Genomic DNA, 12528 nt, shown 5'->3' with positions numbered 1-12528 from the left:
GTAGGGCGGTCAGAACGCCCGCCGGGCAAGGCCGACTGCGTCACACATCACATCTATGACAGCTGCATTAACGTCTTCCCCGCGACGGGTGAAGAGCCGCACCTGCTCCACTGCCTGGTAAAGCAACATCTCCAGCCCCGGCACCACGCGGCCACCGCCGGCCTGCCATACCGAGGCAACCAGGCTGGGCCACGGATCGTAGGCAACATCCAGCAGCACGCCGGGCATCGGAGCTTTCAAGGCGGCCACTTCGGCTGCGAGTCCGTCTGCCGCACGGGGCGGCAGGGTGGAAATCACGACGTCGGCTTCCGACGTGGGGCGCGCGGCTCCAGCCAGGGGGCGGACCTCCAGGGCAACTCCCAGGCTGTCCGCGGCTGCACGGACATCTGCTGTGCGTGAGGCATCGCGGACGAAGACCTGCACCGTTCCGGTGCCCAGTTCCTTCAGGGCAGCGATGGCCGATGCAGCGGTCCCGCCGCCACCAAGGATGACAGCCGTTGGTGCTGCGGGGGTGCCCGCATGGCACAGGGCGTTGACGATCCCGGCAACGTCCGTGTTGGAGCCCACCGTCTTGATGCCGCCGGCTGAGTCCTCGAAGGTAACGGTGTTCACCACGCCGAGGGTCTGCGCGACTCCCCGTACCTCGTCCACTTCCTGGAGCATCGCCGTCTTCAACGGCATCGTGACGGAGAGCCCGCGCCAGCCCGGCTGGTGCCGGATCTGGCGCATGAAGGACGGCAGCAACTCCTCTGTGACGTCGATGGCCGTGTAGCTGATGCCCGCGCCCAGCTGCCCGTATGCCGAGAGATGCAGCGCCGGGGATTTCGAGTGGCTGATCGGGTGGCCCAGCACGGCAGCCCGCAGAGTCATGTGCAGCGGCCCGCGTTGGCCTGGCACCACGCGTTGTACTGCTCGACGTACGCGTTGTGTTCAGCCAGTGTCTTGGCGAACTTGGTTTCCTTGGTGTCCAAATTGATGGTCACCCAGTACAGGTAGTCATTGGCTTTGGGCCGGGCGGCCGCATCGATGGCGGTCTTGCCGGGAGAACCGATGGGTCCCGGCGGCAGCCCCGGATTGGCGTAGGTGTTGTAGGGGTTGGATTTGTCCTGGCGCTGCTCGTCCGTGAAGTTGAAGCTCCGGGTGCCAAGGCCGTACGTGACGGCGGAGTCAACCTGCAGGAAGCCACCGGTCTGGTCATTGGGCTTGAGCCGGTTGTAAATGGCGCCCGCCACGTCACCGTAGTCTGCCTGTCCGCCCTCGGCCTGGACAATGCTGGCCACGATAACGGCCTGGTACTGCTTGGCGGGGTCCGTGATGCCCTGCGACACGAGTTCATCGGTGGTGGACTTCACCAGCGCCTGCAGGATGTCCTTGGCCGGGGTTCCCAGCGGGAAACGGTACTCACCCGGTGCCAGGTAGCCTTCGAGGTTCTTGGCGTTGGCGGGCAGGCCAAACTGTGCGGGCTGGTTGCTGAGGGCCTGCAGCTGCTGCACGGAAATCCCCGAGCCCTCCGAGATCGCCTGCAGCGATTCGCCAATCCTGAGGCCCGCGCTAAGGGCGAAGTAAATGACCTTCGTCTTGTCCTTGCCCGCCAGGATGTTGACCGCGTCCGCGTTCTTCATCTCGGTTTTGAAGGTGTAGTCGCCCGGCGACAATGTGCCGCCGGAGGCATGGAACGCCTGCATGAACGTGTCGGCGTTGGCCACGACGCGCTGGTTCTCCAGTTCCGTGGCGACCGATCGGGTTCCCTCGCCGCTTGCCACCGTGATCCGGACCTCACCCGATCCGGGACCCGGGAAGTCCGAAGGCTTGCCGTTGCCCAGGAGTGGCTTGAGGAACTGGGCTCCCACGGCCACAGCCGCCACAAAAACGGCAAGGGTCAGGAACAGGGCGAGCAGCCTGCGCCGGCGCCGGACCTTCTTCGAGGGGCGCGGCACTACCTGGGCTGCCGATGAGCCGGGCAGCAATCCATGGTCCGCGTCGTGGTGGTGGACATCGTGGTGCGGTGCGTCCACGTGGGCATCGTCGTGGTATCCGGCGGCGTGGTGGACATGGTCGTCGTGCACTTCCTGGTAGTCGTGCAGGTCCGGGTGGTGCAGGTCCGCTGCGTGGTGCACGTGGTCTTGGTGCCCGGCGGCGTCGTGGTGCAGGGCGACTTCATGGTGCACATCGTCATGAAGCGTGACAGCGTCCTGGTGTCCGACGGCGTCATGGCCGCCGACGTTGCCATGGTGCGGGACGTCGTCGTGATGTCCAAGGGGCGCAGGGGCGTCCGGGGCGGCAGCGTCGCCGTCGAAAGGGTCCGCGTGGGAAGGACCTGCGGGCTCTTCGTCCTGGATGGACGGGGGTGCCTCCGGTGCCGCAGGAACATCACCTGCGCCGGGCAGCGGAGCAAACGTGGGCGCCGCTGCTGGCGACGGCGCCGCAGGCGGTGCGGCCGGGGGCGGCGGGACGTCGCCGGTTTCATAGGCCTGCTCGGGCACGGCGTCCTGGCCACCGGTATTGAGGCTCTTCTCCCGTGCCCGCAGTTCCTTGCGGGTCAACGGCCTCCCAGCCCCGGTATCCAGCCGGCCGAAGGTGTCGTCAATGTTGGCAGGGCTCACTGTTGCCTTCCATTATCTGAAGATTGGGCCGTGTCTGCGGGGATGGCGCGGACGGTTTCGTCCGTCCCACCGGCCCCCAGGTCCACGGACGGGGGTGGCGCTGTCACGCGTGAGCCGACATCCGCTCCCCTGGCTTTCTGCATGTCGATGGCGTGCTGAAGAATACCCGCCGCCGCGACCTGATCCACTACTTTACGGTGGTCCCTGCTGCTCATGCCAGCTTCGTGCAGGTTCCGGTGGGCCGTGACACTGCTGAGGCGCTCATCCACGAGGTTCACCGGAACGGCAAGACCGCGCCGTGAAAACTCCGCGGCGAGGAGGAGGGCATAGTCCGTGGCCATCCTGGCCGAGGCATGTTCTTCGCCCTTCATCGTCCTGGGCAGCCCGACGATAACCTGCACCGCGCCGAGTTCCTCCGCCAGTTTGGCGATGACGCGCACGTCCGAGTTTTTCCTGGCATTCCGGTCGAGGGTCTTGTACGGCGTGGCAAGGATGGAGTCGCGGTCGCAGACGGCCACGCCCACCCGGACGGTGCCGACGTCCACCCCCAGTTTGACGCCCTGGGGGTAGCCGCCGGCAGCAACAGGATCGGTCATAACGTGGTTAGCGCCTTGAAATGGCGTCGACGACGGCTGCCAGGGCAGCGCCGACCTTTCCGGCGTCGGTTCCGCCGCCTTGGGCGACGTCGTCTTTGCCGCCGCCACCACCACCGAGGACACCGGCAGCCACCCGGACCAGGGCACCGGCCTTGACGCCGGCCTCCCTGGCTGCCTCATTGGTGGCTACCAGGATCAGTGGACGGTCGTTGGCGACGCCGGCCACAGCCACGGCGGCAGCTGCCGAACCGAGCCGGTTGCGCAGGTCAAGGGCCAGGCCGCGAAGGTCATCGGCTCCGCTGACGGTGCCGGCGTCGTGGGCCAGCACCTTGACGCCTGCGGCGTCCTGGGCGGTGTTGACCAGCTGCGCAGCGGAAGCGGCCAGCTGTTCCTTGCGGAGCCGGTCCAGTTCCTTCTCGGTGGCCTTCAACTTGGCCAGGGTGGCGGAAATCCTGTCGGCGAGCTGGCCGGACGGGACCTTCAACAGGTCCGTCAGTTCGGTCACCAGGGCACGCTCAGCCGCAAGGTGGCGGAAGGCCTCCATGCCAACGAAGGCCTCCACGCGGCGGTTGCCCGAGCCGACGGACTGTTCGCCCAGGAGCGACAGGCTGCCGATCAGCGAGGTGTTGGCAACGTGGGTGCCGCCGCACAGCTCGCGTGACCACGCGCCGTCGATCTCCACCACGCGCACCTCGCTGCCGTAGTTCTCCCCGAAAAGGGCCATGGCGCCCATGGCTTTCGCTTCGGCCAGCCCCATGATCTTCGTTTCCACCGCGTAGTTGTTACGGATGGCCAGGTTGGAGACTTCCTCGATTTCGGACCGCGTGGCGGTGCTCAGGCCTTCGCCCCAGGCGAAGTCGAAGCGCAGGTACCCCGCCTTGTTGAAGGATCCACGCTGGGTGGCCTCCGGACCAAGGATCTGGTGCAGCGCGGCATGCACGATGTGCGTGCCCGTGTGGGCCTGCTCAGCGGCATGGCGGCGTTCACGGTCGACGGCGGCGCGCACCAGCGAGTCAGCGCCGATTTCGCCTTCGCGGACAATCGCCTTGTGGACACTCAGACCCTTCACGGGCCGCTGGACGTCCAGGACCTCGACGACGAATCCGTCACCGGTGATCAGGCCGGTGTCGGCGGCCTGGCCGCCGGCTTCGGCGTAGAAGGGGGTTTCGGCCAGGACGAGTTCGATCTCGTCGCCGGTGGCGGCCTGCTGCACCTGGCGGCCGGCGCTGAGCAGGCCGCGAACGCGCGACTCGCCCTCAAGCTCGGTGTACCCGGTGAAGACCGTCTCGCCCTGGGCCAGGATGTCCTGGAAGACGGTGAGGTCGGCGTGGCCGCCCTTCTTGCCCTTGGCATCGGCCTGGGCGCGCTGGCGCTGTTCCTGCATGAGGCCGCGGAAGGCCGCCTCATCCACTTTGAGTCCCGCTTCCTCCGCCATCTCCAGCGTGAGGTCGATGGGGAAGCCGTAAGTGTCGTGCAGCGTGAAGGCGTCCGCACCGGACAGCGGCTTATTGGCGGCCTTGGATTCCTTCACGGCCTCTTCCAACCGGGCGGTGCCGGACGCGATGGTGCGCAGGAACGCCTTCTCTTCGGCGTAGGCAATGCGGCTGATCCGGTCGAAATCGGTCGCCACCACCGGGTAGACGCCCTTCATGGCGTCGCGCGATACGGGCAGCAGATCAGGCAGGCAGGCCTGTTCCACACCCAGGAGGCGCATGGAACGGACGGCACGCCGGATGAGGCGGCGCAGGACGTATCCGCGGCCCTCGTTGGAGGGGGTCACGCCGTCGGAGATCAGCATCAGTGCCGACCGGATGTGGTCGGCCACCACGCGCATGCGCACGTCGTCGGTGTGGTGGGGATCGTCCGGGGTTTCGGCGGAGGTGTATTCCCTGCCGGACAGTTCGGCGGCCTTGTCGATGACCGGCCGCACCTGGTCGGTCTCGTACATGTTCTCGACGCCCTGCAGGATCATGGCAAGGCGTTCCATGCCCAGGCCCGTGTCGATGTTCTTCTTGGGCAGCTCGCCGACGACGTCGAAGTCCACCTTGGAGCGGACGTTTTCGATCTGGTACTGCATGAACACCAGGTTCCAGATCTCGACGTAGCGGTTCTCGTCGGCGATGGGGCCGCCGTCAACGCCGTAGGCGGGACCGCGGTCGTAGTAGATCTCGGAGCAGGGGCCGGCGGGTCCGGGCTGGCCGGTGTGCCAGTAGTTGTCCGACTTGCCCATCCGCTGGATGCGTTCAGCCGGGACGCCGGTGTTCTTCAGCCACAGTTCCTCGGCTTCGTCGTCCTCTTCGTAGACCGTCACCCACAGACGTTCGGGCGCAAGGCCGTAGCCGCCGTCGTCAACGCTCTTGGTGAGGAGCTCCCAGGCGAACTTGATGGCGTCTTCCTTGAAGTAGTCGCCGAACGAGAAGTTGCCGCACATCTGGAAGAAGGTGCCGTGGCGGGCAGTCTTGCCCACTTCCTCGATGTCGCCGGTGCGGATGCACTTCTGCACGCTGGTGGCGCGGGAGTAGGGCGCTTCCTCGCGGGCAGTGAGGTACGGAATGAACGGGACCATGCCGGCCACCGTGAACAGCAGGGAGGGGTCGCTGGAGACCAGCGATGCGGAGGGAACTGCCGTGTGGCCCTTGCTGACAAAAAAGTCCACCCAGCGCTTTGTGATCTCCTGCGACTTCATGAGCTGTTTTCTTACCCTTCTTGGTCCGTCCCGCCGGGCGGCACGGAAATTTCGTTCAGGTGGCAAGGTTCCCGGATCGGGTTCCTGCCGGTTGTTTGCTGGTGCCGGTTGTGCCCCGCGGGCTCAGCGGCGGACCAGTTCCGCGGACTCGACGCCAAGGGCGGTCCGCAGGTCGGTTTCCCGTTCGCGCATCCCTGCGCGGACGGCATCCGCGAAGTCGTACACCCCGTCGGCAAGACGCCCTACCGCACGGTTGAGGCCCTCAGGTCCAAGAGTGGACTGGGCCTGGCTCACTTTGCGGAAGGCAATGACCCCAATGGCCACGCCGATTCCCATCCAGACAATTCTTTTCATATTCGTTCTCTTCGAATCTAGCGGCTGCGGCGGCCGGCAGCGGGCTTCCGGCGGTTGGCGACGGCGCTGCGCACGCCGTAGCTGAACGCCGCAACCTTGATCAGCGGCGAGCCCACCGTGGCGGCCACCAGCGAGGACAGGGCGGAAATGTTGGCGGATGCGTCGGAGACGTTGGACGCGATACCGTCCACCTTCTTCAACTGCTGGTTGGTGGTGGAAACGGTGGCCGTTACCTCATCCATCAGGGGCGTGGCGCCGTCGCTTATGGACCTGATGGCAGTCCGCACTTCGTCGAAGACTTTCCCCAGCTTCAGGATGGGGACCGCGAGCAGCAGCACCAGGAGCGCGAACACCCCGGCAGCGATCAGGCCGGCAATATCGCCACCAGTCATAGACGTTCATCTCCTCGAAATTCTGTGATTGAGCCCCATCCGCGGCGTGACGGAATGCCCGTTGCGCAGATGTCCCCCAAGTACCTTACATACAAAGAAGCCCGCGGCGCGTGCCACGGGCTTCTTTGGATACGCTGCTGGGATTTAGCGTGCGTAGAATTCGACGACGAGCTGCTCTTCGCAGGTCACCGGGATTTCCGAACGCTTGGGGCGGCGGACCAGGCGTGCCTGCAGGGCTTCCAGCTTGACGTCCAGGTAGGCCGGAACGGCAGGCAGGACGTCGCGGTGTGCGCCGGCTGCGGCAACCTGGAGCGGAACCATGGTCTCGCTGCGGCTGTGGACGTGGACCAGCTGGCCCTCGCCGACACGGAACGACGGGCGGTCAACGCGGACGCCGTCAACCATGATGTGGCGGTGCACAACCAGCTGGCGGGCCTGGGCGATGGTGCGGGCGAAGCCGGCACGCAGGACCAGGGCGTCGAGACGCATTTCGAGCAGCTCGATGAGGTTTTCACCGGTCAGGCCCTTGGTGCGGCGGGCTTCTTCGAAGGCACGGGTCATCTGAGCTTCGCGGATGCCGTACTGGGCGCGCAGACGCTGCTTTTCGCGCAGACGTACGGCGTAGTCGGAGTCCTGCTTCTTGCGGGCACGGCCATGCTCACCGGGGCCGTACGGGCGGCGCTCCATGTACTTGGCGGCCTTGGGGGTCAGAGCGATGCCGAGGGACCGCGAGAGGCGGGCCTGACGGCGAGCACGAGTGTTGTTAGCCACTAGTGTCCTTCCAATATCTGCGGTGTGTCAGTGTTACTGGCCTCCACGATGGAGAGCATCGGCCAACCGCTGCCTTTTGCTACTGGGCGCAGGGCATAACCTTCTCAACGAATTGGGGAGATTGTGCGTCCGTGCCTTGCCAGACGAACATCCAGCCTACCATGGCGGCTACTTGCCCCGCACAATCTTCCGCAACCGCTCCAGCCGCTGGGCGATGTCCCGTTCCGCTCCGTTGCCGGTGGGCTGGTAGTAGTCGCGGCCCACCAGGTCGTCCGGCGGGTACTGCTGCGTTGCCACCGCGTGCGGGGCGTCGTGGGCGTACTTGTACCCCACGCCGTGTCCCAGCTGCTTGGAGCCCGGGTAGTGCGCATCCCGCAGATGCGCGGGAATGCCGACGCCGAGACCCGCGCGCACGTCCGCGATGGCTTTGTTGATGCCCATGTAGGCGGCATTCGATTTTGGCGCGGTGGCGAGGTGGACCACGGCCTCAGCCAGGATGATCCGTCCCTCCGGCATCCCGATCAGCTGCACCGCCTGCGCCGCGGCCACGGCGGTCTGCAGCGCCGTGGGGTCGGCCATGCCCACATCCTCTGCCGCCGAGATGACGATCCGCCGCGCCACGAACCGCGGGTCCTCCCCGGCTTCAAGCATCCGGGCAAGGTAATGCAGGGCAGCATCCACGTCCGAGCCCCTGATGGACTTGATGAATGCGCTGGCCACGTCGTAGTGCTGGTCACCGGCACGGTCATAGCGGACGGCGGCCGCATCCAGCGCACGCTCGGTGTGGCGCAACTCCACGGTGACCGGCTCAGCGGTGACCGGCTCAGCAGCTGCACCCTCCTCCCCCACGGAACGTTCGACGTCGTCCGCGTCACCGAAGGCGACGCCGGCCGCAGCCTCCAATGCAGTGAGCGCCCTTCGCGCGTCCCCGCCGGACAGCCGGACCAGGTGTTCCAGCGCTTCGTCGCTGAGCCGGACCTTCCCGCCCAGCCCGCGCGGGTCCTCGACGGCCCGCACCAGGAGGCCCTCGATGTCGGCATCCGTCAGCGGCCTGAGCGTGAGGAGCAGGGAGCGGGACAGCAGGGGTGAGACCACCGAAAAGGAAGGATTCTCCGTGGTGGCAGCCACCAGGACCACCCAACGGTTTTCGACGCCGGGAAGCAGCGCGTCCTGCTGGGCCTTGTTGAAGCGGTGGATCTCGTCAAGGAACAGCACCGTGGTGGTCTTGTACAGGTCCCTGGCCGTCAGGGCGTCGTCCATGACGCGGCGGACGTCCTTGACGCCGGCGGTGATGGCGGACAGTTCCACGAATTTCCGTCCCGGTCCGCGCGCGATGACGTGCGCCAGCGTGGTCTTTCCCGTACCGGGCGGCCCCCAGAGGATGAGGGAGGTGGGACCGGCCGGGCCCGTACTGTCCGCCCCGGCGCCTGCGGCCAGCTGCCGCAGCGGCGAACCCTGGCCGAGCAGGTGCTGCTGGCCCACCACTTCGTCCAGGGTGCGGGGCCGCATCCGGACGGCCAGCGGACTGCGCGGCGAACCTTGGCTACGGGAACCCTGCCCCCTGGAACCCTGGCCCCCGGAACCGGTGCTTGCCCCGGAGACGGGACCGTCGTCGTCGTCGTTTTCTGGTCCGTGCCCGAAGAGATCATCCACATAGATAGGCTACTTCCAGTCCACCGCTGCTTTTCGCCTCCGTCTTCCGCCCGGCCCTGACACCAAAGGAACTCCCATGCCTGCCACCGTTGCCCACGGCGGGCCGCCGTCCGTCCGCACCGCGTTCGTGCCCGGCAGCCGGCTGCCGGGCTGGGCCGACCGGTTCGGCGCCTCGCATGGCGGTTACCGGCTGCAGGATGACGACGACGGCCTCCGCCTGGTGGCGGCCGACGGCACCGAAGCGCTCCTGCAGGCGCCGTGGCCGGCCGACGGACGCCCGGGACGCGGCAGCGGAGCGCTGGAGCGGCTGGCCGCCCTTGCGGCCCAACCGCGACGGCTGGGCCTGCTGCTGGTGCGGCGCGGCGGTTACGGCATAGGGGTGGCAAGCGAAGGCATCCTGCTGGCATCCAAGGCAGGCACCAGGTACGTCCAGTCCCGTACGGCTGCGGGCGGACAGTCCCAGCAGCGGTTTGCCCGCCGCCGTTCCAACCAGGCGGACGCTTTGGTTGCGGCCGTGGCCGGCCAGGCGGCGGACGTGTTCCGTAGTGCGGCCTTCGAGTACCTGGTGCCCGGCGGCGACCGGCCCCTGGCCGACCTTGTCCTCCAGGAACCGGCCCTGCGTGACTACGCCCGCCTGCCACGCCTCGCGTGGCTCGACGTCGCCGAGCCCCGGGCCGCCGTGTTGAAGAAGGCCGCGGTGGACGCCTGCTCGGTCCGGATCACGGTGACCGACGCATCCGGATAGCGCACGGCTGCTGCCTGGTCAGCAGCCTGTCAGGGCGCGGCGGGGGCGTTCCTGCCGGTACAGGTAACGCCCGGCTTCCGTGAACCCGGCGTTGGCATACATCGCCTGCGCCCCATGGTTGGCGGCGGTGACAAGGAGCCAGTACTTCCCCGCCCCCTGCTCCGCACCGGCCTGCAGCAAGGACTGGAGGACAGCAGTTCCGTAGCCGCGGCGGCGCGCTTCAGCCCGGGTGGCCATGCAGTACAGCCCGCCCTGGGCGCTTCCGGCGGGAAGGGCGAGGCGCCCGACGGCGGCGGGCAACCCGGCTCCGTCACGGACAAGCGCGTAAATCGAAGGACAGCCCAGCAGGATTTCCCGGGCGATGGCGAGGGCGTCCTCCCCGCCGCGCCCGTCCACCTCCCACCAGACGCGCAGCCAGTCCGCGGAGGGTTCCCGGGAAACTTCAACGGCAGCGTCCGCGGTTCCTCCAGTCATCGGGCCGCGGGTCATGACCACGGTCTCGGATTGCCGGGTGAAGCCTTCAGCGTCGAGCAGGTCGTGCAGCGCGGCTGTTGCGGGGGTGTCGAACAGCTGGAAGATGACCGGCAGCCGGCGGCTGCGGTACCAGGACCTGGCGTCGGCGAGCAGGCCCGGGAGGCTGTCACCTTGCAAATCCGCGGTAACGGCACGCGGCCAGATGGAGTTGGCGCGCTGGGTCACTCCGCCTGCTGCACGCAGGACCCAGCCCCCGGCGTCGTACCGTTCCAGGGCCGGCCAGGCGGCATCCATGGCGGCTTCGAGGCCCAGTGGTGCGGGTTCACTTTTGCCCGGGACGGACAACTGACAGCTCCTTCGTTAAAGGCGGGAGATTCCCCGGTGATCCGGGGAACCTCCCTTGGCCGCTGCCTTGCGGCAGCGTTGCGTGATGCTACTGCTTCTCTTCGGGCTTCTTCACTTCCGGCTTTTTGGCCTCCGGCTTGAAGTCCACGCCTGCCTCCTTGCGCTGCTGCGGCGTGATGGGGGCCGGGGCATCGGTGAGGGGGTCGTGGCCGCCGCCGGACTTCGGGAAGGCGATGACGTCGCGGATGGACTCGACGCCCGCCAGCAGCGAGACCACGCGGTCCCAGCCGAAGGCGATTCCGCCGTGCGGCGGGGCGCCGTACTTGAAGCCCTCCAGCAGGAAGCCGAACTTGGTCTGGGCGTCCTCCTTGTCCAGGCCCATCAGCTCGAAGACGCGCTCCTGCACGTCCCGCTGGTGGATACGGATGGAACCGCCGCCGATTTCGTTGCCGTTGCACACGATGTCGTAAGCGTAGGAGAGCGCCGATTCCGGATCCTTGTCGAAGGTGTCAAGGAACTCGGGCTTGGGCGAGGTGAAGGCGTGGTGGACGGCGGTCCACTGCCCTCCGCCGACGGCGACGTCACCGGAGGCAACAGCGGCTGCTGCGGGCTCGAACATCGGCGCGTCCACCACCCAGCAGAAAGCCCAGGCGTTGGGATCGATCAGGCCGGTGCGGTGGCCGATCTCCACGCGTGCAGCACCCAGCAGGGCCCGCGACGGCGTCTTCTCACCCGCGGCGAAGAAGATGCAGTCCCCGGGCTTGGCGCCCACGGCGTCAGCCAGGCCGGCGCGCTCGAACTCGGTGAGGTTCTTGGCGACCGGTCCGGCGAGCTCGCCGTCCTCCTTGTAGAGGACATACGCCAGGCCCTTGGCGCCGCGCTGCTTGGCCCACTCCTGCCAGGCATCAAGGGCACGGCGTGCCTGCGACGCGCCGCCGGGCATGACGACGGCCCCAACGTAGGGTGCCTTGAAGACGCCGAAGTTGGTGTCCTTGAAGAAATCCGTGAGCTCGGTCAGTTCCTGGCCAAAGCGCAGGTCCGGCTTGTCCGAGCCGTAGCGCGCCATCGCATCGGCGTACGTGATCCGCTGGATGGGCGTGGGGATGTCGACGCCGATGAGCTGCCACACCGCCTTGACGATGTTTTCGCCCAGCCGGATGACGTCGTCCTGGTCCACGAAGCTGGCCTCAATGTCCAGCTGGGTGAATTCCGGCTGGCGGTCCGCGCGGAAGTCCTCGTCCCGGTAGCAGCGGGCAATCTGGTAGTACTTTTCGAAGCCGCCCACCTGCAGCAGCTGCTTGAACAGCTGCGGGGACTGCGGCAGCGCGTACCAGGACCCCGGAGCCAGGCGTGCCGGAACCAGGAAGTCACGGGCGCCTTCCGGCGTCGAACGTGTCAGCGTGGGCGTCTCGATCTCCACGAAGCCCTCATGGTGGAGCAGTTCGCGCGCCACCCGGTTTGCCTCGGAGCGGAGGCGCAGGTTGCGGCTGGGGCCGGGACGGCGCAGGTCCAGGTAGCGGTGCTTGAGGCGCGCTTCCTCGCCGACTTCCACGTGCTCGTCGATCTGGAACGGCAGCGGGTCGGAGGTGTTGAGGACGGTGACGTCCTCGGCGATGACCTCGATTTCGCCCGTGGCCAGCGCCGGGTTCTCGTTGCCTTCAGGACGCCTGGAAACGGTGCCCTTGATCTGCAGGACGTATTCATTGCGCAGTCCGTGGAACACTTCCTCCTCGCGGACCACCACCTGGGCCACGCCCGAAGCGTCGCGCAAATCCACGAATGCCACACCACCGTGATCACGGCGGCGGCCCACCCAGCCGGCCAGGGTTACGGTTTGTCCAATGTGCTCGGAGCGAAGGGATCCGAGGTCATGTGTGCGCAGCACAGCACGCCTTTCTGCGGGAAAACA

The 12528-nt window shown here is 67.2% G+C and carries 11 protein-coding genes; 1 reads left to right on the top strand and 10 read right to left on the bottom strand.

The window, feature by feature from the left end:
- Positions 1-9: 9 nt before the first annotated feature.
- The 8 genes from AC6JAM_RS18490 to AC6JAM_RS18455 all read right to left on the bottom strand — a co-directional run bounded on the left by AC6JAM_RS18490 (position 10) and on the right by AC6JAM_RS18455 (position 9055).
- Entirely contained in the window at positions 10-870 is an 861-nt protein-coding gene (locus AC6JAM_RS18490; RefSeq protein ID WP_497935503.1) for a shikimate dehydrogenase, read from the bottom strand.
- Complete coding sequence (mltG, locus tag AC6JAM_RS18485) at positions 867-2603, bottom strand: endolytic transglycosylase MltG (protein WP_056390459.1); 1737 nt, start codon at positions 2601-2603, stop codon at positions 867-869. Before mltG ends, AC6JAM_RS18490 begins: the two co-directional genes overlap by 4 nt.
- Entirely contained in the window at positions 2600-3199 is a 600-nt protein-coding gene (ruvX, locus tag AC6JAM_RS18480; protein ID WP_056390463.1) for a Holliday junction resolvase RuvX, read from the bottom strand. Before ruvX ends, mltG begins: the two co-directional genes overlap by 4 nt.
- 7 nt (positions 3200-3206) lie before the next feature.
- A complete protein-coding gene (gene alaS, locus AC6JAM_RS18475; protein ID WP_056390465.1) occupies positions 3207-5885 on the bottom strand; it encodes an alanine--tRNA ligase in 2679 nt (892 codons plus the stop codon).
- A 123-nt stretch (positions 5886-6008) separates the two neighbouring features.
- Positions 6009-6239 (bottom strand): DUF6167 family protein, encoded by a 231-nt coding sequence (locus tag AC6JAM_RS18470; RefSeq protein ID WP_222430050.1) that lies wholly within the window; start codon positions 6237-6239, stop codon positions 6009-6011.
- A gap of 17 nt (positions 6240-6256) precedes the next feature.
- Positions 6257-6631 carry a DUF948 domain-containing protein gene (locus tag AC6JAM_RS18465; RefSeq protein ID WP_018769323.1) on the bottom strand — a complete coding sequence of 125 codons (375 nt, stop codon included), beginning with the start codon at positions 6629-6631 and terminating at the stop codon, positions 6257-6259.
- 144 nt (positions 6632-6775) lie between these two features.
- Positions 6776-7402, bottom strand: a complete 627-nt coding sequence (gene rpsD, locus AC6JAM_RS18460) for a 30S ribosomal protein S4 (RefSeq protein WP_009357431.1) — start codon at positions 7400-7402, stop codon at positions 6776-6778.
- A 168-nt stretch (positions 7403-7570) separates the two neighbouring features.
- Complete coding sequence (locus AC6JAM_RS18455; protein WP_223991633.1) at positions 7571-9055, bottom strand: replication-associated recombination protein A; 1485 nt, start codon at positions 9053-9055, stop codon at positions 7571-7573.
- Positions 9056-9131: 76 nt separating this feature from the next.
- On the opposite strand from AC6JAM_RS18455, the gene AC6JAM_RS18450 reads away from it, so the two are divergent.
- Positions 9132-9800: an acVLRF1 family peptidyl-tRNA hydrolase gene (locus tag AC6JAM_RS18450; RefSeq protein WP_056390471.1), complete on the top strand. Its 669-nt coding sequence runs from the start codon at positions 9132-9134 to the stop codon at positions 9798-9800.
- 18 nt (positions 9801-9818) lie between these two features.
- Here AC6JAM_RS18450 and AC6JAM_RS18445 read toward each other — a convergent pair whose 3' ends face one another.
- Positions 9819-10619, bottom strand: coding sequence for a GNAT family N-acetyltransferase (locus tag AC6JAM_RS18445; RefSeq protein ID WP_497935501.1), 801 nt, complete (start codon positions 10617-10619; stop codon positions 9819-9821).
- 88 nt (positions 10620-10707) lie between these two features.
- Positions 10708-12504, bottom strand: coding sequence for an aspartate--tRNA ligase (aspS, locus tag AC6JAM_RS18440; protein ID WP_018769327.1), 1797 nt, complete (start codon positions 12502-12504; stop codon positions 10708-10710).
- Positions 12505-12528 lie beyond the last annotated feature (24 nt).

The organism is Arthrobacter sp. GmRoot5-12 (genome assembly GCF_059739365.1).
Note: the sequence above shows the minus strand (reverse complement) of the source record. Positions and strands in the feature narration are given on the sequence as shown.

What these genes read in the sequence shown, in the direction of transcription:
- AC6JAM_RS18470 (WP_222430050.1), bottom strand. Translation starts at nt 6,239, where the DNA reads ATGAAAAGAATTGTCTGGATGGGAATCGGCGTGGCCATTGGGGTCATT.
- alaS (WP_056390465.1), bottom strand. Translation starts at nt 5,885, where the DNA reads ATGAAGTCGCAGGAGATCACAAAGCGCTGGGTGGACTTTTTTGTCAGC.
- AC6JAM_RS18450 (WP_056390471.1), top strand. Translation starts at nt 9,132, where the DNA reads ATGCCTGCCACCGTTGCCCACGGCGGGCCGCCGTCCGTCCGCACCGCG.
- AC6JAM_RS18490 (WP_497935503.1), bottom strand. Translation starts at nt 870, where the DNA reads ATGACTCTGCGGGCTGCCGTGCTGGGCCACCCGATCAGCCACTCGAAA.
- ruvX (WP_056390463.1), bottom strand. Translation starts at nt 3,199, where the DNA reads ATGACCGATCCTGTTGCTGCCGGCGGCTACCCCCAGGGCGTCAAACTG.
- AC6JAM_RS18465 (WP_018769323.1), bottom strand. Translation starts at nt 6,631, where the DNA reads ATGACTGGTGGCGATATTGCCGGCCTGATCGCTGCCGGGGTGTTCGCG.